The following is a 20,277-nucleotide window of genomic DNA, read 5'->3' as shown; positions in this document are numbered from 1 at the left end:
CGGACAGACTCCACGCGGTTCAGGACGAGGCCGAGTTCACCGTGCCACGACCTGTCAGGGTGTCGAGCAGCCCCGCCGGGTCCTGTGGTTGCCCGGTGCCGTGCCAGGCCACGACCTGGTCCGGCCGGACGACGACGACATCGGCCCCCAGCGACGCGGCGAGCGTGGGGTCCTGCCACCGCACCAAGGACAGCGGCACGCCTGCGTGCTCGGCAGCCGAGACCACCCCGTCCACAAGGGCACCGTCCACTGTGAACACCGTGTAACCCGGGCCGACGCGGTCCAGGGTCGACAAGCCCGGCTCCAGCCAGGCGTGGGGCAGTCTGTGGCCCGTGCGCACGCGGGTGGCCCAGTCCTCAGGGGCACCGGGGAGATGCTCGGGCGCGATGACCGCGGACCCCTGATACCCGTGTCCCAGCACGAGGTCGAGGCTGTAGTACTCGCGCCGCTTGGTCGCGTGGATCTCCTGCACCGCAGCCGCGCGCGCCGCGTCTCCGATGGGGCCCGCGGTGTCCAGTTCGTCGCGTACGAGGTGCCCGGCCAGGGTGCTCATGTTCGCGGTGGCCTCGTCGACCACCCGCTCGTGCACCGCGCGGCGTTCGGCCTCGTAGGAGTCGAGCAGTCCAGGGCCGCCCCACCCGTCGAGCACGGCGGCGAGCTTCCACCCGAGGTCGACGGCGTCACCGATTCCGGTGTTGAGGCCGTGCCCGCCGAAGGGTGGGTTGAGGTGCGCCGCATCGCCGACGAGGAAGATCCGCCCGTCGCGCACCCGGTCGGCGAGCTCCATCCGCGCCGTCCACGGGTCGGTGCTGACGATCTCGACCGGCAGCCGTTCGCCCAGCGCGCCGTGCACGAGGGCGACCGAGTCCAGGTTCGGTGAGGTGCCGTCCACGCCGAACGCGATCAGCCACCACGTCCCGTCCAGGTCGACCGGCCCCATCATGCCGGGCACGCGGTCGTTGAGCAGCCAGGACTGCACGGCAGGCGCCGCCCGCTCGAGCAACTGCTCACAGCGGAAGGTCACGCCCAGGTTGGGACGCGATGCCCAGCTTCCGACGTAGGAGGCACCGATCGCCTCGCGGACCGCGCTGCGCGCCCCGTCCGCGCCGATCACGTAGGAGGCGGTGAACCGCTCGACCGTACCGTCCGGCGCCCGGACCCCGACGACGGCGTGGTCGAGGCCGTCGGCCACCGAGACCACCCGCGACCCGAGCAGCAGCGCACACGACGGCAGATCGGCGACCACGTCACGCAGCAGGCCCTCCAGCACGTACTGCGGCATCTGCTGGCCCAGTTCGGGGGACACACCCTCGTCGCCGAGCCCGAGAACCCCGCTGAACCGGGTGATCTCCCGCCCGAGCAACGTGGTCCGGAACGCGACATCGCTCGACCACGACGTGGGCAGGGGCGCCTGCGCGCGGATCCGATCGGCGAGGCCCCAGCGGCGGAAGTGCTCCATCGTGCGGGTGTTGAGCGTCTTGGCCCGTGGCCGCAGGCGGGTGGGTTCCGGGCGTGGTTCGACAATCACGCACCTGATGCCGCGCAAGCCCAGTTCGATCGCCGCGCACAGGCCGACCGGGCCCCCACCGGAGATGAGGACGGGCGTGTGGATCACGCGCGCACCGCCGCCCCCGCACCGCACTGGAACGCGAACGCGAGCTGTCGCAAGTGGACGGTCGCACCGAGCACGTGGTGGTCGATCGAGTGCCCGACACCCGGCACGAGCTCCGCTGTCGCCCGACCGCCGAACACCGCGACGAACTCGGCGAGCGCCTCGGGCGAGCTGTCCCACAGGGCGTCGTGTTCGGCCAGCGCGTTGTGCACGGGGACGAGGACCTGGCCGGCCACCGACGCCAGCCGCTCCCGCGCCCACCGGGGCGCGAGCACCAGTTCCACGAACGGAGTCGGCGCGTAGGTCGTGTGCGCGGCTTCCCTGGCCTGCTCCGTGAATGACCCGGACGGGCCGAACATGACGGCGTCGCGCTGTTCGACCGGCAGGTCGACCACTCCGGACAGACCGAGGCCGCCCAGCGCCTCCGACGCGCCACCGGAAGGGATCCTCGCCCCTATCCCGGTGACCGAAACGCCGACGAGCGGCCAACGCGGGCGGCGGGCGGCGATCTCCAGGGCGACCATGCCACCGATCGAATGCCCCACCAGCACCACACCGGACTCCGGACGGTCGGCCAGGACGAGATCGATCGCGGCGTCGAGCAGATCGGCCTGCCGCGCGAAGGTGTTCTCCTCCTCCGGCAGCGGCTCACTGCCTCCGTATCCCGACCGGTCCACCGACAGGACGGCGAAACCGGCACGGCAGGCGACGTCGTTGAACGACCCGAGTGGTCCGCCGGCGACGTCGTAGTAGGCGCTGGTGTAGGTCCCGCCGTGCAGCGTGATGATCAGCGGTAGCCCGTCGATGCTTGATGCGGGCGTGTGGGAGGTCAGAGCAATCGTCGTGCCGTCGACGGTGACAGTCAGATGATCCACGGGCTCTCCTGGGGTAGTGGCCGCCGTCACGGTAAATGAAATATGTGATAACAGCAAGGTGTTGAGGGGCGTCCTGGGGTCGCAGCCCGGCACACGCACCAAGTCCTGAACACCCGGCCGGACCGCGACACTGCGCTCGCCCGGTTCGTCTCCGACCTGATCCCCCCATCGACGACATACTGCTGCGCAGCCTGCTGGAGGACGACTGGATGGAGATCGTCGTCTGCCTGCCGCTGCTGGTGGTGGTAGTGCCTGCGGCGCTGTGGCTCGCACCGCGTTGCCACCCCCGTACGGCCAACTGGGGGTTGCTGACCACTGTCATCGTGGCCGCGACCGGCGGCACCGTGTTACTCGGCCTGCTTACCGCCGCGGGTCTCGCGGGCGCCATGGCGCCGTGAGCGGTCTCGGCCCTCGCGTTCGCGGTGGCGGTGATCGCTCTGGCCCACGCCGGTTCTCGTCGCCTCCGCACGCTGCGCCACGTCTACGCGCAAGTCCGCCTGCACCCCGACTCCGACCTCGTGGTCCTGCCGGACGAGGCACCGGTCGCACACGCGCTGCCCGGCACCCCCGGACGGGTCTACTGGCCGCGCTGAACACCACCGAGCAGCAGGTGCCGCTGACCCACGAACGGGCGCACACGGCCAGTCGCTACCGCCCGCTCCTGGTGACCGCGACCCTGGCCGCGACGGTCGACCCACTGCACCGACCGCTGCACACCGCCGTGGCCTGCACCGTGAAGCGGTGGGCCGACCAGTCCACCGCCGAACGCGTGGGCGACCGCCGGAGCACCGCGCGAGCCGTCGGCAAGGCCGCGTTGGCGATCCGTCGGATCACCACAGGCCACCCGGCGGCACTGCACGCCCTCGGCGGGTCCCGTGCCTCGCCGGGTGTCCACGTTGCCGACCGACCCGCCCACGGGTCGGGGCTCGCGATTCCGCGCCATGCTGCTGGTCCCGACGGATGCTGACCGGCGTCGACGAGCGGCTGTCGAGGCCGGATGCAGATCGTCTGGTCGCTGTTTTGCGGGTCGAGTGCGACCTCGGCGACGGTGCGGCCGGCTGTGAGCGGGTCGAGGACCTTGCTGCGTAACTCCGGCACCAACTCCCGGACACGTCGACCTCTCCTGGTGGATCAGCATGAAGTCCAGCAACCCGACTCCGCAAAACCCAGGGCACATCAGTCACAGAGGTGCGTGTTCATTCTGATCGCTCCTGTTGGACAGGTTTGCACAGCCTGTCGGACCGCGTGCAGCCGTTCAGCGGACGGGTAGGGCTCAAGCAGCACGACGGTACCGTCTTCGTCGTCCTGGTCGAAGATGTCGGCTGCGGCAAGAGCGCACTGTCCCGCTCCGCAGCACCGGCCTGCGTCCACCAAAAGTTCCACACGCTCGTCCGTCGCCTTGTTCACCACGTCACCCACAGGTCGTGGAGCCCGCCGGTGAGGCGGTCGGTGTGCAGTCGCAACCGGTCAGGACCGACGGCCAAGCGCAGATCGGGCAGTCGGGTGAACAAGGTGCCGAGCGCGATGCGCAGCTCGGTGCGGGCGAGGCTGGCGCCGATGCAGAAGTGGGATCCGTGGCCGAAGGTGAGGTGAGGGTTGGGGCTGCGCGTGGCGTCGAACATCTCCGCGTCGACGAACGCGTCGGGATCCCGGTTGGCGGCCAGGGTGGCGAGGATGACGGCGTCGCCGGCGGCGATGGTGACCGCGTCGGGTCCTTCGCCGACCGTGATGTCGGCACGGGCGTAGCGGGCCAGACCGAAGTCGCCGGGAGCCGCCAGGCGCAGTACCTCGTCGACGACGCGGCTCGCCGATGCCGGGTCGGCGGCGACGGCGTGGCGCGCTGCCGCGTTTTCCAGCAGGAGCAGTACGCCGACACTGATGCGGTGCAGTGTGGTCTCATGGCCGGCGAAGAGCAGTCCGGCGACGAGCTGTGCGAGCTGGTGGTTGTCGAAGGTGGCATCCTCGGCCTGGGCGGCAACGAGGTCGGAGATCACGTCCTCGCCGGGTACGCGGCGTTTGGCTTCGGCGAGGTCCGCCGTGTAGTTCATCAGCTCGATGAGGGCGGCAAGAGGGTCGTCGCCGGTCAGCGTGGCGGCGCGTTCGGAGAGACCTCTGAAGTGGGCCCGGTCGGCGTAGGGAACGCCGAGCAGCGTGCAGATCACGAAGATCGGGAGCGGTGCCGACAGGTGTTCCTGGAGGTCGACCGGGGTTCCATCGGCACCGGCGGCGATCATGTCGTCGATGAGACCGTCCGCGAGGGCTTGCACATCGGCCTCCAGCCGCCGCATCCGCTTGGCCGAGAAGGCGGGTGCCAGTAGACGGCGCAACCGTGCGTGGTCGGCCTGTTCGGTGGAGAAATTGCCCGTCGGGCCGCCCATGAAGCCGGATGCGGAGATTCTTGCGGCCTGCTCGGGGTGCGGGTGGGATCGGCCGAGCCGGTCGTCGGAGAACAGCTGCCTGGCTTCGGCGTAGCCGGTGACCAGCCACGCGGGGTCGCCGGCCGGTGTCAGGACACGTGTGACGGGACGGTGTCCGCGCAGTCGCGCGAAGTCCGGTCCGATTCCCAGGACCTCGGGACGGTCGAAGGGTAGCTGCGGAAGGTCCGTTCCTGTGGTCACCGATGCTCCTCGTCGTCGTGGTGGCACCATGCTACCCATAAACGAGAAGTACTTCTCACTTATTTCGGGTGGTTGCGCCGTAATGGCTGCGCGGACGCTCGGGGAGGTCATGATGGGCGGATGAGCAGAGCGAGTTCGTCCTCCCGCGCGCTGCGCTCGGATGCTGTGCGCAACCACGAGCGGATACTCGCGGCCGCGCGGGACGCGATCGAGATGTCCGGGGCGTCGGTGCGGTTGGACGATGTCGCCCGCCGGGCAGGCGTGGGCATGGCCACGATCTACCGGCGCTTCGCCGGTCGCCAGGAACTGGTGCAGGCGGTGTTCGAGCAGTTCTTCACTGTGGAGATCGAACCGATCGTGCAGGCCGCGCGTGCTGATCCCGATCCGTGGCGCGGCTTGGTGTCGGGCCTGGAGGGCACGGTGGCGAGCATCATCGACAACCGGGTCCTGCTGGAAGCGGTCTGGGACGCGGGAGTGGCGATGACCGACGTCGCGGGCCGCTTCCTCGAACCGTTGAGCGGCGTCCTGCAACGCGCGCAGGCCGCCGGTACCGTCCGACCCGATTTGCGGCCGGAAGACCTCCCGGGTCTGGTGACCATGGTGGTCGCGCCGGTGACCACGGGGCAGGCTGCGCATCAATGGCGAAGATTCCTGCATGTGATGCTCGACGGAGTCCGCATGGGTGGGCCGCTGGAGTCGCTGCCCGACTGACTCCTTTGCGCCGCATGAATCTCGACCACATATTCGGTGATGCGCGGAGGCTGGGTCACCGGCACGAGATCTACAGCGACCAGCACGGGCGATGGGTGTCCTACGGTGTCGGCAACGCCGCCTACGATGCACCGACATCGGAACCACAAGTTCGGTCGCGAGCACAGACAACTGCAGAACGTCCGTGACCACGTCGACGAAGTACCGACCGCAAGTGTGTTCGACCGCGATCAGCCCATTGCGATCTTCGTCGACTCTGAGGGATGTACAGTAATCACACCGTCCGGGATCGAGTACGCGACCAGGCCGACTCGCGTCAGCCGTCTGCCTTTTCGACCGCTACGAACAGGTTCGTTTCAGGTCGTGCAGGCTCTGTACTGGAGTCCACACAGGACGTACGTTGTCGCTCATGTCGCTGAGGACAGTCATGATGGTGGTCGGCCTGGCATTCCTGCTGTGCGGTGCGGTAATCATGATGTTGCCGTTGGAGCCGAACGCACCGAGCGGATCGAGCGTGTCGTGCGGCAACAGTCTCGGCATGGGCTTTGACGCGTTCGACGTCGACAAGCGCGATCAGGCATTTGTGGCCATCTGCAAGCGGCTTCGCAGCGAGCGACGAGGATGGGGCGTCCCTGCCCTGGCGGGTGGGATGGTCCTGCTGGCAGCAGGTGGTATCAGGGGTCGACGGTTCACCAACCGCACAGGCGAAATCAGCAGCTGAGTCGCTTTGTCACACCATCGGGCACTCTTTGCCGAAGGAGGCCAGTGGACGTGTCGCGAGTCAACGACAGGCGACCACCACGGTCACATCGGTCACATCGGTCACATCGGTTGCATCGGTCACATCGGTTGCATCGGTTGCAGGATGGCGAACGACGTGACGCGGGTTCATCCAACCGGCCCGATCGTGACGACGATTCCCGAGTTCGACCTTGCGGTATCAGGTGGTCACCGCATCAAGTCGATCACCAGGTGCGGCCGGAGTCACGACGCGACCGATGGTCGAGTAGTCCAAATCGGGCGAGTCGGCGACGAGCGCTACATGCGTTCCCAGCTTCCCGCGCCGACCAACGGGCGTACCCTCGCGGCGTTCTTGATCAAGCCGATGCGCCCAGTCGAGCTTCCACGTCCTCGGCCGTAACCGACCGCACTGGCGACAGTGCCGCTGCTTCCGACCGGCCGCAAGCTCACGCGGTCGACCTCGGCCTCGAGTAAGCGGTCCGCCACCAAGACAGCCGTGTTGACCGATACTCGGACCGGCCGGTCGATGACCGCTCGATCATCGACCGGCCTCGCGTTCTCGTCCGACTTGACTTGCGAACCGACTCGGGTACGCCGCGCTCCATGGGCATCGCAAGCTGGTTCACCGTTTGTTCAGCCGCGGCGCCATTTCTGGTTGGCGCCACCTGTGCACGTCCATAGGTTCAGGACCGCGCCATCGTTTTCGTTCCATCCCGCGATGTCCGCGCACTTGCCTGCCTGGGGATTCACCAGGTCACCCATCGCGTTGAGGACGAACTGTTGCGCCGGACTTCCGGAACAGGTGACGATCTGAATGGATGCCCCGTCGGCAGTGGATCCGCCTGCCACGTCCATGCACTTGTTGTTCTGCGTCCGCAGAGTGCCGTTGATCGACTCCCATCGTTGGTTTGCGCCGTTGTTGCAGTTCCAGACGTTCAGGCGCTGACCATCAGTGAAGTTGGACGCCGGGACGTCGATGCATTTGCCGTTCCAGTTGCTGACGATCGCGCTTCCGGACGGTTTGGACGCCGGGGTCACCGCCTGCATGATGACCGAGCCGATGGCTTCGACCGTGCGGGTGTCGTCCCGTGGTGTCTGCGTGTCCCACCGGTTCCAGGTCAGCTGCAGGTCGGTGCGTCGTGCGTTCCATGCCGCATCTGCGTTGCGTTTCATGAAGTCGTAGTATTGATCCCATAGGTTGTTCTCACGGACGAACTCCCCCATGCCTCGGGAGAATTCCGACTGCCAGGTGCCCTCCCGTGTTCCGTTGGTCATGATGCCGTTGGCGGTGCGCTCACGGATCACCCAGTCGGTCGTGCGTTTGGCGTCATCGAAGATGGAGCGCTGTCCGGTGCTGCGGTAGAGGGCTTGGGCCGCCCCGACGAAGGCGCCTGCCGAGTACACTGTCTGTCCACTGGAGACGGTGCCGTTGGCCTGGATGTTCTCGTGGACGCCGCCGGTCGACCGGTCGAGCAGGTGGCTCCATGTCCAGTCGAAGATCGCCCGCGCTTTGTCCAGGTAGCCACGGTCGCCGGTCGACTCGAAGATCAGCACGCCCAGGATGGCCGCCGGGCTGTTGCTGAGGGCGCTCTTCTCCTGCTTGTCGACGCTCCACCACACGCCGCCGCCCAGCGCGGTGTCCCAGCCCCGGTCGTACGTCCGGTTGAAGGCGTACTGCGCCTGCGTCAAGTAGGTTCGGTTGCCAGTGATCTTGTAGCCGCGCACAAACGCCAGACCGGCCCACAGCAAGTCGTCGTTGTAGTCGTTCCAGTTCCAGTCGTACAAGCCACCGGAGCCTTGATTCTGCTGGAGAAAGGTATCCAACAGACGACCGATCAAATCGCGGACCTCCGGACGCCTGGAGCTGTCGTACACGTCCTCGGCCGCTTGAATGTCAAGTGCTTGCCGCCAAAAATAGTCCTTTTCCGTCTTGCCAAGAGACTCTTTATAGTATCGTCGATCACCATTCGAAACCAGGAATGCCCTGTTCAGCGCGTCGAAGGTAGCATCCGTGTTCACTGTCAGCGGCGCAATCGCGACTGGATCCGAAGCCGTCGCACTCCGCGCGATCGGCATGCCGGCCGCGACAACGAAGAACGCTGTCGCGGCAGCCAAAATCGATGCGAGCTTAATCATGCACACCTTCCCGTCAATAATATCCGATCTGATCTTGGTCACACCGGGAACACTTCTCGCCACATGCTTACCACCGGAAATCCGGCGGTGACATCGTCACACCCATAACGGTGCCACCGCCGAATTCGAAACGTTGCCGATGCATGGGACGATTTTCTGAAGTACGGGTTCACCAGCATTCGCAGATGTCGGTCTTACCCGGATGAGCCCGTCAATGTCGATATGCGAGTCCTAGTTGCGTGACCACTTCTGGTTGGCGCCGCCGTTGCAGGTGTAGATCGTTAATACCGTACCGTTGGCCGTGCCGTGACCTGTGGCGTCGAGGCACTTACCCGACTGGACTCCGACGACAGTGCCGTCCGGGTTGACATTCCACTGCTGATTGGTGCCACCGTTACAGTCCCAGATCTGAACCGCCGTGCCGTCGGCTGTACCCAGTGCGTCCACATCGAGGCATTTGTTTCCGAAGACGGTCAACTGCTTACCGATGGTGGCGGCCCAACCCTGGTTGGCGCCGTTGTTGCAATCCCACAGCGCGGGCTTGGTGCCGTTGACCTGGTCGAAATTCGGTACGTCGACACAACGGCCGGATTCCTGCCCCCTGAGTGGAGCAGCGACACCGCGACTGCCGCAGGTGGTCATGCCGGCGGTATAGCGGCAGAGGACGGTGGCGAAACCGCCGCGAGTGGCGACAGGCACGCTGAGCGAGTCGGCGTTCGTGACCACCCTGGTCTCGCGCAGCAACCCACCGGAACCGTCACGCACGGTCTCCGCGAGGTACTGCCCGCTTCCCAGGAACGACAGCGATGAGGAGAACGTGCTTGCGGCCACCGCGGAGATGCCGCCGATGTACCAGGTGGCGTCGTTGCGGCGGGCGATGTAGGCCCCTTGGCCGGGCCTGCCGCCGAGCACTCTGGTTTCGTCCCACACCGAAGGAAGCTGATTGAGTATCCGCAAGGCTTCGCCGTGGGCTTCGTAGCTTTCCGGATTGTCCGCGAGATGCTGCCAACCCGACTCGAACACGATCGCGGTGCCCAGTTCGTGCCCGTCGGTGGTGTCACGGTTGGCCAGACTGAAGACGACCGGGGTGAAGTCCATGCTGGCGATGGCGTTGCGGGTGAACGGCAGGACCGTGTTGAGTTCGGCCCGCAGGTATTGCTCGGCTCCGAATACCGCCTCGACCGTCATCACGTGCGGCCAGGTACGTTGCAGACCGCGTGGTGTCGCAGCGCCGTGGAAGTTGACCATGAGTCGCAGCTCGGCGGTGCGGGCGAGGATGGTGTCGTACCACTGCAGGGTGGGTTGGGTGTCCTCGTAGATGAAGTCGATTTTCACCCCGGCCACCCCCCAGCTCTTGATCAGGGGTAACCAGTTCTCCCGTTGTTGCGAAGTCCGCAGGTCGTTGGAGTTGAACCACAGGATCACCTGCACACCCCTGGCACGGGCGTAGGCCACGACGTCCGGCACCCAACTGGACGACCAGCCCTCGTCGATCAGCACATGCCCCCAGCCGTTGCGCTGCGCGAAGTCGATGTACTGGCGTTGCCGATTCGCGTCCGACGGGCTGGAATGCTCGGTTAGCCAGGACCATGCGACCGTGCTCGGCTTGATCCACGACGTGTCGGCCACCTTCGACGACGCGGCGAGGTCATCGACGATCGTCGATGTGGTCACCGTGTTCAGGTCGCCGACCGCCGCGGTGCGCCATGGGGTGCTCAGCGGCAGCGTCGTGGTGATCCCACCGGCCAGCACAGTGCCGTACGTTCCGGATCCGGATTGGTGGGCCAGATACGATGCGGCGTAGCGGCCGTCGAGGTCGGTCTCGGCCACCAAGGCGAAGCGGCCGTTGACCTCGAACAACGCCGGCACTCGGTAGTTGTTGCCCGAAGGGGCACCGCCTGCAGTGGACTGGAACCACCGGCCTTGGTCCTCGCTGTGCGGTGGTACCAGCCACGCGTTGGACGAGGCCGGTACCGTCCAGGACGACGCCTCCCGGTTCACCGTGATCGAACCCGATCCCGGAAGCACGTACCGGTATGCCGCGCCGGAATCCGACACCCGGATCACGACGTCCAGACGGGCACCGCCGGCACCGGTGAACGACAAGGTCGTTTCCGCATAGGTAGTGCGCCGCGTACGTTGCTTGCCCGTGGTCATCGAGTACGACTCGGTGACCGTTCGGTCGCTTCGCTGACCGAATGTCAGGTTCCTGGTCAGATCTGCGGCGCTGGTGACGATGCCGATCGGCGACGGTGACAGCACGACCTGTCCCCGATTCGATACCGCGAATGTCAACGACCCGTTGTCCAGACTGATCTGCGCCGACGTCGGCGAACCAGCCGATGGCCCGCCGATCGACCACACTGTGGCCGCTGACGCCACGTGCGGAACAGCATAGATGAACGTGGCCGACATAAGCATTGTCAATGTAACGCGCAATAAATTCCGGAGGTATTGACGTTTATGCACAGAATCCTCCTTTGAGATGGAAAAGCAAGGATTGTCCGACCAATGTCTCGCGTGCGCTTCCACCCATGGCGATGACGTTATCTCAAGGTAGTCCGTCGGTGGTAAATCAAACGGATTCACGCCCTCTTCGGTATGCTGAGACGCAGCATGTGTAGCCGTTGCCACTGGCGGAGTCCACCGGCGGGTCTCTCGATATCCGTATTCGGAATCGCCTTTACTGTAATATGGACCGATATCAGACGGTCGTCGGACGATCGATTCGGAAGATCGCCCAAGGCTGCCAGGACACCGCGTCCGGTCCGCGCATAGCGGTGGGAATCCGGTGTCGATTCGACGTGGTCTCGCACCACCATCTCCCGGTGGTTCGGGGCAGGCGACGCTGCCTGCCCCGAACCGGCACGGGATCAGCCAAGGTGCCACTTCTGGTTAGCCGTGCCCGCGCAGTCCCACAAGGTGAGCACGGCACCGTTGTTGGGGTCCCAGCCCGCGATGTCGACGCACTTGTTGGCCTGCGGGTTCACTAGGTCGCCCGCGCCGCTGAGCACGAACTGCTGAGCCGCGGTGTTGTTGCACGACCACAGCTGGATCACCGCGCCGTTCGCGGTCGACCCGCCGTTGACATCCAGGCACTTGTTGTTCTGCGTACGCAGGGCACCGCCGGTGAACTCCCACTTCTGGTTCGCACCACCGTTGCAATCCCACACGACCGTGCGCTGACCGTCGGTGAAGTTCCCACCGGGCACGTCGAGACACTTGCCGTTCCAGTTACTGACGATGCTGTTGCCGGCGGGCTGCGGGTTGCCGCCGCCCGCACCGAACGGCGTGAGAGTGATGCCCGCCGAGCGCGGGTCGCCGTCGTGCACCAGGGACTCCTGAGCCTGCACGTCGTCGAACGCGAACCCGTACGCCCTGCCGTCCACCATGTTCTGGTGGATGATCCGCGAGTAGTGGTCCGTCAGCGAGCCCTGGTAGAAGTCGCCGGGACCGCCGCCGGGCTGGGTGTCGATCCGGCCGAGGGTGGAGCGGTGCAGCGCCGCGCACAGGGTGCGGGCGATGGGGCCGACCACCTGGTCGTTCGGAGCGCCCAGGTTGCCGTCGCAGCCCCACACGTTCGCCGTGGAGGGCTTCTGGAACGACGCCACCTGCTGGCCCGAGGTGTTGGTGAAGTTCATCGTGTTGCCGGACGTCCGACCGAAGTACTTGATGCCGGGCTGGTCGCCGAACGGGACCACGGTGAGCGCCTTGCTCGCGTACGCGCCCCACGCCTGGTCGATGTAGGGCTGCAGGTAGTTCGCGTCCATCAGGCCCGCGCCCGCCGCCTTGCCGGGAGCGAGGACCCTCAGCACGGTGCCGTCGGACCGGGTCACCACGGAGTTGGCCCACCCGGACTGCTGGCGCACGGCGTTGATCACGTTCTCGCGGCCGTTGTTCACCAGGTTGCCGGTCCGCGAGGTGACGCCGCTCGCGCCGGTGACGCTGACCTCGTGCGGCACCGCGAACATGTCGACCTGGGAGCTGTTGAGCCAGAGACCCGCGTCGTTGTAGGTGAACTCGCTCCAGTCGAACAGGATGTTGCGGTTGGGGTCACCGCCTGCCCACGGCGCGGGTTGCACCAGCCCGTCGGGGGTCAGGGCGAACTTGAGCTTCTCGCCGAAAGCCATGTAGACGCGGCCGGAGATGAACCGCGGCACCCGCACGGTGACGTTGCCGCCGTTGCCGGGACCGGCGATGGAGACGTCGGGTGCGGGGCTCGGAGGGTTGCCGCCCGCGGGCCACGGGGTGAAGCCGCCGCCCTGGTTGACGTACCCAAGTCGACCGTTGCGAATGTCGGTGCCCAGCACGTACAGGTAGACCGCGTCGGAGCGGCCGCTGTTGTTGGTAATGGTGAACGGGAGCAGGTCGGGGCCGATGGCCGCCGCTGGTTGGGTGAACAGGGCGACGGATGTCGCCATGGCGAGCGCGGTGAGCGCGCTCAACCACTTCGTTGTGGTGCGCACAGGGGTCTCCTCGGTTCCAGGACAGGGTGGAACGCCTCCCGGCGCGGTGGAGGGACACTCACCGGGAGGCGTGGAAAAGGGTGCGCCGTAACCGATCGACATCGGTGAGAGCGCTCTCACTGCATCATTGGTCTCCACTTGCCCTTGTGTCAAGGAAAGTCACGGGTCCAAGGGTCGTCTCTGGTTGAGAAGGTCGTGCCGCAGGAGGTCTGACCGGTCGCTCGCGGCACGGAGCACGACCAGCTGAATACCGGGTGTCCTTATCGGACTGCCGTCCGACGGACGGAGGGCGGACCGGCGCAGTCGGAGGGGTGGTCAGTGCACGCGAGCGAGGTACACCTTGACAGTTCCGTAGCCCTCGGGACCGATGACCTTGACGGTGTGCGTGCCCGCCGTCAGTTCGAAGGAACGAGTCGAGTAGGTTCCGGAGCTGCCGCCTACGTATCCGAGTTCTTTCCCGTCGATCGCCGTGTTGTAGAAGGAGACACCGTCGACTTCGTATTCCATGACGTAGGTTCCGGATGCCGCAACCGTCGGAGTGTAGGTCGCCGAGTTGCTGGTCGTGCCCAGAAGCTGACGGCTGCTCGTCGACTGCGCTGCCGTCGTGACCGGACTCGCTTCAGCGGAGGCGATCACCCCTGGCAACACCGCGAGAGCGAACGACGCGGCGATGCCGGTCACTACGGAGAATGCTGTCACCCGGCCGGACTTCCACACCTTCATGCGTTACCTCCAGTATGTGCTGCTCCGAGTGGGTTTCGTTGGTCGCGCCTTGACGGGCTCGACGTTCGGGAGGTGATCGGGCGAGCGTCGCGGAACACCTATCGCGCGGCCCAGCGCTGCGCCCCGGTGTTGTTGCAGTCGTACAGCGCGACCAGGGAACCGTTGGCGGTCGCGTTCCCCGTCACGTCCACGCATTTGCCCGAGCCGGATGCCACGATCGCGCCGTTGGCGGTGAAGGCGAACTTCTGTGCCGGACTTCCGTTGCAGCCCCAGATCTGGATCTTCGTGCCGTTGGCGGAGCCGTTGGCGTTCACGTCCAGGCAGCGGTCGCCGAATATCCGCAGCTCACCGCCCGAGGACCGGGTCCACCGCTGGTTCGTGCTGCCGTAGCAGTCCCAGAGCAGCACCTGCGTGCCCTCGGTCGTGTTCGCGCCAGCGACGTCCAGGCAGCGGGTCGACTGGGGATTGGCCAGCACGACCGTGTCGCCCGCGGGCGGGTCGACCACAGTGGACAGGCTGGCGGGCACGGAGCGCAGCGCCGCGTACCAGCGGTCGGCCATCTTGTCATACCCGCCCGCGTTGGGGTGGATGCCATCGGCGATGTCGCCGTTGCCGAAGCCGGTGTGCATGTCCACGACGTGAGTCTTGGGCCCCTTCTGGGCCACAATGCCGGGGATGGCGGCGTTGAACGTCCGCACCTGGGCCTCTCGGCCCGCGTCGGTCAGCGGGGTGATCTGCGCGACGAACAGCTCGACCGACGGGGCGAGGACCCTGATCTTGTCGATGAGCGCGGACAGCCGGGTGGGCGCGTTGGCGACCTCGTGGTTCTGCCCGATATCATTGGTGCCGATGTGCAGCAGGATCGTGCGCGGAGCGGCCTTCTGGATCCACCCGGCGACGTTCGCGTCGAGTTCGTCGATCCGCCATCCCGAATGACCCTCGTGGTCGTGGTCACCGAGGTTCGACGGCCCGTTGAACCCGGAGCCGACGAAGTCGATCGATTGCCCGACTGCGGCCATCCGCTGCCACAGGCCGACCCGGTAGCCACCGGAGACGTTGAAGCCGTCGGTGATCGAGTCGCCCAGCGGCATCACCCGAACGCCGCCGTTGGATTCCGCGGACGCGGGCGCCGTCGCGGTCACCGCCAGTCCGACGGCGAGGGCAAAGCCGAGCGCCGCTGCGCCGAGCCTCCTAGGATTCCATCTCATGGCTGTTCCTTATCTTCTAGTTGGGTCTGTTCTGGTCACTCGTAAGATCGGGAGGACCCAGGGGTCTCGGGTGTGGCTGTCATGGTGTAGCCGTTGGTGTGGCTTGAGAGGATTGGCCGCCCGAGGTCCCGCGACGACTCGACCGCTGATTGGGATGAGCGAACCGATCGCTGCATAAGGACGTGACGGCGAGGTCGTCTGCCGGGTATTCCGCAGGAACGACGACGGAGGTGACAGTGCCCGAACTGTGGGCCGGAGTGGACGCGGGCAAAGCCCACCATCACTGCACGGTGATCGACACCGACGGCACGAAAGTGCTGTCGCGACGAGTTCCGAACGACGAGGCCGACCTGCTGACACTGATCGGCGATGTCCAAGCCCTGGACCAGGACGTGCTGTGGGCGATCGACCTCAATGCCGGCGGGGCCGCGCTGCTGATCGCGTTGCTGGTCAACCACGACCAGAAGCTGCTCTACATTCCCGGCCGCACCGTCCACCACGCCTCCGGCGGCTACCGCGGTGACGGCAAGAGCGACGCCAAGGACGCCTTCGTCATCGCCGACCAGGCTCGCATGCGCCGAGACCTGCACCCGAGGACCACCGGCGACGAGATCGCGGTGGAGTTGCGGATCCTCACCGCCCGCCGTTACGACCTGGCCGCGGACCGCACGCGGGCGATCAGCCGGTTGCGCGCCCAACTGCTGGAGTACTTTCCCGCTCTGGAGCGGGCTTTCGACTACAGCACCTCCAAGGCCGCGCTGGTCCTGCTGACCGGCTACCAGACCCCCGCCGCGCTGCGCGAGTGCGGCCAGGACCGGCTGGCGAGCTGGTTGCGCGAACGGAAAGTCCGCACCAGCGCGGTGGTCGCCGCCACCGCGATCACCGCGGCCCACGCCCAGTTCACCACCGTCCCCGGCGAAGCGACGGCCGCGGCCATGGCGGCCCGACTGGCTCAGGCGGTGATGGCCCTGGACCAGGAGATCGCGGAGACCGACACGCTCATCGAGGACCGGTTTCGCCGCCACCGCGCGGCTGCCGCCATCGTGAGCATGCCCGGCATCGGCCCCTTGCTGGGCGCGGAGTTCCTCGCCCTGACCGGCGGGGACATGGCCGTGTTCGGCAGCGCCGACAGGCTCGCGGGGGTTGCGGGCCTGGCCCCGGTGCCCAAGGACTCCGGTCGGGTCCAGGGCAACCTGCGCCGCCCGCGCCGCTACAACCGGCGACTGTTGCGCGTGTTCTACCTGTCCGCGCAGGTCGCCGCCCGTTGCTGCCCGACGTCGAAAGCCTTCTACGACAGGAAAAGACGCGAGGGCAAGGCGCACAAACAGGCGGTACTCGCCTTGGCGCGTCGACGGTTGAACGTCTTGTGGGCGCTGATCCGCGACAACCGCACGTTCCAGACCGTCACGTCCCCGCCAGCGGCTGTCGCGGCCTGACAAGCTCACGGCTGGTCATCGTTGCGGCTTGACAACCTCATTGGGAATCCTCTCGTGTGCACCGGGGCCTCGGCGGCCGTCATGACGGCCGCCGAGGTGGTGTGGAACGTCTAGGCGCGTGACCACTGCTGGTTGGCGGCGCCGGTGCACGTCCAGAGGACGAATTCCGTGCCGTTGGTGGTGCCGTGGCCGGTCACGTCCAGGCACTTGCCCGATCCGACGTTGACGACCGCGCCGTCGGTGCCGACCCGCCACTGCTGCGCGGCGGTTCCGGTGCAGTCGGTGATCTGGATGACGGCCCCGTCACCGGTGCCCACCGCTTCCAGGCACTTGGTGTCGAACACCTTGAGCTGGTTGGTCGTGGTCGAGGTCCAGGCCTGGTTGCCGCCGTTGTTGCAGTCCCACAGCGCGGGCCTAGTGCCGTTGGTCTCGTTGGCCGCGGGTACGTCGACGCACTTGCCCGACTCCAGGCCCTTGAGGATGCCGGTGGTGTCGGCCCTCGCCCACTTCTGGTTCGCACCGCCGTTGCAGCCCCAGATGACGAGCGCGGTCCCGTTCGCCGTGCCGTGCCCGGTGACGTCCAGGCACGTGCCCGATCCGGTGTTAACCACCGAACCGTCGGAATTGACGGTCCACTGCTGGGCAGTCGACCCGGTGCAGTCGTTGATGCGGACCGCGGTCCCGTTGGCCGTGCCGCCCGCGTCCAGGCACTTGGTGCCGTAGACCTTCAGCTGTTTGGCCGGGGTGGCGGTCCAGGTCTGGTTGGCGCCGCCGTTGCAGTCCCACAGCGCCACCGCGGTGCCGTTGGTCTGGCTTTGGCCGGGCACGTCGGCGCACAGACCGGATTCCTGGCCCTTGAGGATGCCGCTGAAGTCACCGGCGGCGTTGGGGGTCACGGTGAGGTTGTCGAACTGGTTGGTCTGGTAGCCGACTACCCCGAACCCGACCTGCCCGGCGGTGAAGGAGCTGTCGGTGACCGCACCGAGGGTCGTACCGTCGAGGGTGGCGGTGATCCGGTTGCCGGAGAAGCCGATCTTGGCGTTGTGCCAGGTGTTCAGGCCCAGCGCCGGGCGGGTGCCGGAAGCGAGGGTGGTGAGGACGCCGCCGTTGCTGTTCTTCGCGATCGACCAGGCCCCGGTGTCGCTGAACCGCAGCTGGTAGGCGGCCTGCTTGCTCTGCGGCCGGTTCTGGGTGTTCGCGCGGCCCAGGAGGGTCACCGTGCCCGCCTGCTGCATGTCGACATCGACGCTGACGGTGTAGTTGCTCCAGCTCGGGTCACCGACCAAGCCGTAGGCGTCGCTGTTGTCCTGCCAGTTGATCGGCCTGATCGGCGCGACCTGCTGCAGGCACTGCCCGGACCGGCCCGCGACGCAGGGGCGGACCTCGTAGGCGCCCTGCATGGTGGAGAAGTACTTCGCCATGTCGCGGGTGGCGTAGCCGTCGAAGTTGTCCGAGTACGGCAGGGGCTGTGCGCCGGGTGCGGGACTGGTTGCGGTGCCTTTGCCCTGGCCGGTCGTGGTGGTGACCGTGTAGATCCGGTTCGGCTGCAGGGTCAGCGTGTACCGGCCGGTGGTCGGGGTGATGTCGGCCTGCTTGACGAAATGGTCGGCGGTATTGGACGAACCGAGGTCGGTCGACCAGACGTGCACGGTGCCGGTCTTGAGCCCCCCGGATACCGCGACGTCCACGGTCTGCGCGGCGGTGGTGCCGGTGGTCTCGTAGACGGTGGAGTAGTCGGTGCCGTTGGTGGACTTGAGCGAGATGTAGCTGCCGTTGGCCCGGTTCCCGCCGAGGTAGCCGCTCGCGGAGCCGGTGAGGAATTTCCAGCCGGGCTGGGTGAACTGGGCGACCTGGGCGTTGGCCCAGAGGTTCTTGCCCAGCTGGTAGGAGCCCGACCACGGCGACCCGGCGACGGCCAGCGCAACCGTGGCGTACGGGAGGTTGGGGTAGAGCGCCGCGACCAGCGGCCAGTTCATGAATCCGGTCATCTGACCGTCGAGGTAGCCGCGGGTGATGCTGCGGATGTACGGCACCGACCCGGAGTTGTAGTCCTGCGAGCCGAACTCGCTGGCCCACAGCGGTTTCCCGGTCGCCACCGCGTTCGCCGACGAGGCACAGGAGGTCGCATCGGACAGGTAGCCGCACGGGTAATGCGAGCCGACCACACCGACGGCGTTGTTGAAGGCGGGATCGGCGAGCATGTCGTCGGCGGTGTCCCACCCGGAGTCGTCACCGACGATCTGCACCGAAGCATAACCCCTGGCGTTCAACGCGGAGCGCAGGTTCTTGTACCAGGTCTTGTCGTGGCCGCGTTCGTTCCAGCCTCCGAGGTAGCTGATCGTCAGTCCGTGGCCCTTGGCGCAGTCCAGCCAGGAGATGTCGTAGTCGATCATGTCCTGGGTCCAGAAGTTGCCGTTGCCGATCCATCCCGGCGCGGCCCAGGGCAAAGCCACCAGTTTGATGTTCGGGTTGCGGGCGACGGCTTCCTTGCCGAGCCAGAACTCGTAGCCGACATCGCAGTTGATCTCACCGCGCACGTGCTGGTGGCTGGGCTCGGCGCCGTCGGTGGAGTTCGCGTCGCCACCGATCTCCAACTTCAACAGCTGGACCGCGGCGCCGTAGTTCGGCTTGAACAGGTAGTCGAGGATCTGAGCCCGTTGGGTAGGCGGATAGTCGATCAGCAGACGAGTGTTGCCGCCACCCCCGCTGATGGCGCCGACCCCGTCGAACGTGCGACCGGAGCTGCCGCCGTTCACGGCCACGGAGGTCGTGACGGCCTCCGCAGGCATAGCCGCGCCGACAGCGGAGACCACCGAGACGAGCAGGGTGAAGGCCGTTAAGGCGAAGAGCATGCGCAAGCTGCGACCACGATCAGGATGGAGCATTGAACTTTCTCCTTCGGCAGTGATGGAGAGCAGGGAGTTCGGGTTCCCGACCACGCCCAGTCGACAGATCTGTTCCTGAAAGGACAGTTCCGCCGTCGACCCACTTCTCCGACGCGACCGCGGAACGGGGACCTCGTACCTGGGCGCCTGGTGATGACCTGATCATCGCGGAGGTGCCGTTGCAATCGTCAGGGTTGCGCGGGTGCGGTCGATACTGGATGACACCGCGCTTTGGCGGCAGTGGTCGGAGACCGGATTGCGATAGCCGTCGTCGTACTGCTGCTGCTGGTTGGCGCCACGACTGCAATCCCGCAGCGCCACCGACATCCCGCCGGCGGTTCCTGACCCGGTGAGGTCGGGGTACTTGTCCGGAGCGCACAACGATCCATCGGCTACAGGGAACCGACGAGAGCGTTTCGGGAGGTGCGGCAGAGTTGCGCAGCACGGGCGGCAGACGCAATTCCTACCCGTCTGTCATCTCGAGATTCTTCGCATGGCAAACACACCCTTTGCAGGAGAAGGGTTTCGCTGGAGCGCTCTCATACGAGGGACATGATCGTGTTACCTCGTGATGACGACAGTGTGTAGCCGAACTTGTTTTCCGGTCAAGACCTACGCCCAAGCGAGACGCTACACGGTTTCGAGACTCCCAGGTCTCGCCTGGCGACCACCCACCTGGCGAAACATTCGTCAATAGTCTCGAAATACCTCTTTTCAAGCCCTATTGACGACACCTGGACCACCTGCCAAGCTCAGTTGCGAGAGCGCTCTCACGCTCCTCTTTCCCTGCACAAGGAGTAGTCGTGAGACTGATCGCGCAAAGTTGCGCGGTGGCGATCGCCGCTGCGCTCATGGTTGTGCCCGCA

General features: G+C 66.4%; 17 protein-coding genes. 6 read left to right on the top strand and 11 right to left on the bottom strand.

All coding sequences use genetic code 11. From position 1 onward, the window contains the following. Nucleotides 1–19: 19 nt before the first annotated feature. Together RM788_RS33080 and RM788_RS33075 are read right to left on the bottom strand one after the other, a co-directional pair. Nucleotides 20–1,615 (bottom strand): FAD-dependent monooxygenase, encoded by a 1,596-nt coding sequence (locus RM788_RS33080; protein ID WP_315922424.1) that lies wholly within the window; start codon nucleotides 1,613–1,615, stop codon nucleotides 20–22. After that, entirely contained in the window at nucleotides 1,612–2,487 is an 876-nt protein-coding gene (locus RM788_RS33075; RefSeq protein ID WP_315922422.1) for an alpha/beta hydrolase, read from the bottom strand. The genes RM788_RS33080 and RM788_RS33075 overlap by 4 nt, the downstream gene beginning before the upstream one ends. 209 nt (nucleotides 2,488–2,696) lie before the next feature. Between RM788_RS33075 and RM788_RS33070 the strand changes: the two genes are divergently transcribed. Genes RM788_RS33070 through RM788_RS33060 form a run of 3 tightly spaced genes read left to right on the top strand, consistent with a single transcriptional unit; the run spans nucleotide 2,697 to nucleotide 3,454 of the window. Beyond that, the gene (locus RM788_RS33070) at nucleotides 2,697–2,885 is read left to right on the top strand and encodes a hypothetical protein (RefSeq protein WP_315922420.1); all 189 of its coding nucleotides are present in this window, start codon (nucleotides 2,697–2,699) and stop codon (nucleotides 2,883–2,885) included. 30 nt (nucleotides 2,886–2,915) lie between these two features. Continuing rightward, nucleotides 2,916–3,080 carry a hypothetical protein gene (locus RM788_RS33065; RefSeq protein ID WP_315922417.1) on the top strand — a complete coding sequence of 55 codons (165 nt, stop codon included), beginning with the start codon at nucleotides 2,916–2,918 and terminating at the stop codon, nucleotides 3,078–3,080. A gap of 17 nt (nucleotides 3,081–3,097) precedes the next feature. Further along, nucleotides 3,098–3,454, top strand: coding sequence for a M48 family metalloprotease (locus RM788_RS33060; protein ID WP_315922415.1), 357 nt, complete (start codon nucleotides 3,098–3,100; stop codon nucleotides 3,452–3,454). A gap of 209 nt (nucleotides 3,455–3,663) precedes the next feature. On the opposite strand, the gene RM788_RS33055 is transcribed toward RM788_RS33060, so the two are convergent. Both RM788_RS33055 and RM788_RS33050 read right to left on the bottom strand, forming a co-directional pair. After that, nucleotides 3,664–3,870 (bottom strand): ferredoxin, encoded by a 207-nt coding sequence (locus tag RM788_RS33055; RefSeq protein WP_315934823.1) that lies wholly within the window; start codon nucleotides 3,868–3,870, stop codon nucleotides 3,664–3,666. Between the two features lie 20 nt (nucleotides 3,871–3,890). After that, nucleotides 3,891–5,105 (bottom strand): cytochrome P450, encoded by a 1,215-nt coding sequence (locus RM788_RS33050; protein WP_315922413.1) that lies wholly within the window; start codon nucleotides 5,103–5,105, stop codon nucleotides 3,891–3,893. 165 nt (nucleotides 5,106–5,270) lie between these two features. Here RM788_RS33050 and RM788_RS33045 point away from each other — a divergent pair, with 165 nt between their 5' ends. Both RM788_RS33045 and RM788_RS33040 read left to right on the top strand, forming a co-directional pair. Then, nucleotides 5,271–5,816, top strand: coding sequence for a TetR/AcrR family transcriptional regulator (locus RM788_RS33045; RefSeq protein WP_315922410.1), 546 nt, complete (start codon nucleotides 5,271–5,273; stop codon nucleotides 5,814–5,816). Nucleotides 5,817–6,225: 409 nt separating this feature from the next. Beyond that, nucleotides 6,226–6,537, top strand: a complete 312-nt coding sequence (locus RM788_RS33040; protein ID WP_315922408.1) for a hypothetical protein — start codon at nucleotides 6,226–6,228, stop codon at nucleotides 6,535–6,537. Nucleotides 6,538–7,190: 653 nt separating this feature from the next. Here RM788_RS33040 and RM788_RS33035 read toward each other — a convergent pair. From RM788_RS33035 to RM788_RS33015, 5 genes are all read right to left on the bottom strand, one after another. Beyond that, nucleotides 7,191–8,735 carry a glycoside hydrolase family 76 protein gene (locus RM788_RS33035; protein ID WP_315922406.1) on the bottom strand — a complete coding sequence of 515 codons (1,545 nt, stop codon included), beginning with the start codon at nucleotides 8,733–8,735 and terminating at the stop codon, nucleotides 7,191–7,193. Between the two features lie 189 nt (nucleotides 8,736–8,924). Next, nucleotides 8,925–11,075, bottom strand: coding sequence for a glycoside hydrolase family 97 N-terminal domain-containing protein (locus tag RM788_RS33030; protein ID WP_315922404.1), 2,151 nt, complete (start codon nucleotides 11,073–11,075; stop codon nucleotides 8,925–8,927). Between the two features lie 491 nt (nucleotides 11,076–11,566). Next, nucleotides 11,567–13,159 (bottom strand): beta-1,3-glucanase family protein, encoded by a 1,593-nt coding sequence (locus RM788_RS33025; RefSeq protein WP_315922402.1) that lies wholly within the window; start codon nucleotides 13,157–13,159, stop codon nucleotides 11,567–11,569. A gap of 315 nt (nucleotides 13,160–13,474) precedes the next feature. Next, nucleotides 13,475–13,882 (bottom strand): hypothetical protein, encoded by a 408-nt coding sequence (locus RM788_RS33020; RefSeq protein WP_315922400.1) that lies wholly within the window; start codon nucleotides 13,880–13,882, stop codon nucleotides 13,475–13,477. 98 nt (nucleotides 13,883–13,980) lie between these two features. Next, entirely contained in the window at nucleotides 13,981–15,090 is a 1,110-nt protein-coding gene (locus RM788_RS33015) for an RICIN domain-containing protein (RefSeq protein ID WP_315922398.1), read from the bottom strand. A 230-nt stretch (nucleotides 15,091–15,320) separates the two neighbouring features. On the opposite strand from RM788_RS33015, the gene RM788_RS33010 reads away from it, so the two are divergent. Beyond that, nucleotides 15,321–16,526, top strand: a complete 1,206-nt coding sequence (locus tag RM788_RS33010; RefSeq protein ID WP_315922396.1) for an IS110 family RNA-guided transposase — start codon at nucleotides 15,321–15,323, stop codon at nucleotides 16,524–16,526. Nucleotides 16,527–16,636: 110 nt separating this feature from the next. Here RM788_RS33010 and RM788_RS33005 read toward each other — a convergent pair whose 3' ends face one another. Both RM788_RS33005 and RM788_RS33000 read right to left on the bottom strand, forming a co-directional pair. Further along, the gene (locus tag RM788_RS33005; RefSeq protein ID WP_315922395.1) at nucleotides 16,637–19,378 is read right to left on the bottom strand and encodes a ricin-type beta-trefoil lectin domain protein; all 2,742 of its coding nucleotides are present in this window, start codon (nucleotides 19,376–19,378) and stop codon (nucleotides 16,637–16,639) included. A gap of 195 nt (nucleotides 19,379–19,573) precedes the next feature. Continuing rightward, a complete protein-coding gene (locus RM788_RS33000) occupies nucleotides 19,574–19,738 on the bottom strand; it encodes a hypothetical protein (RefSeq protein WP_315922392.1) in 165 nt (54 codons plus the stop codon). Between the last annotated feature and the right edge of the window lie 539 nt (nucleotides 19,739–20,277).

Origin of the sequence: Umezawaea sp. Da 62-37 (assembly GCF_032460545.1) — a bacterium.
In the GTDB taxonomy this organism is placed as follows: Bacteria; Actinomycetota; Actinomycetes; order Mycobacteriales; family Pseudonocardiaceae; genus Umezawaea.
Note: the sequence above shows the minus strand (reverse complement) of the source record. Positions and strands in the feature narration are given on the sequence as shown.

Excerpts from the sequence above, each read along its gene's own strand:
- RM788_RS33070 (WP_315922420.1), top strand. The coding sequence starts at position 2,697 with ATGGAGATCGTCGTCTGCCTGCCGCTGCTGGTGGTGGTAGTGCCTGCG.
- RM788_RS33040 (WP_315922408.1), top strand. The coding sequence starts at position 6,226 with ATGTCGCTGAGGACAGTCATGATGGTGGTCGGCCTGGCATTCCTGCTG.
- RM788_RS33020 (WP_315922400.1), bottom strand. The coding sequence starts at position 13,882 with ATGAAGGTGTGGAAGTCCGGCCGGGTGACAGCATTCTCCGTAGTGACC.
- RM788_RS33015 (WP_315922398.1), bottom strand. The coding sequence starts at position 15,090 with ATGAGATGGAATCCTAGGAGGCTCGGCGCAGCGGCGCTCGGCTTTGCC.
- RM788_RS33005 (WP_315922395.1), bottom strand. The coding sequence starts at position 19,378 with ATGCTCTTCGCCTTAACGGCCTTCACCCTGCTCGTCTCGGTGGTCTCC.
- RM788_RS33000 (WP_315922392.1), bottom strand. The coding sequence starts at position 19,738 with ATGTCGGTGGCGCTGCGGGATTGCAGTCGTGGCGCCAACCAGCAGCAG.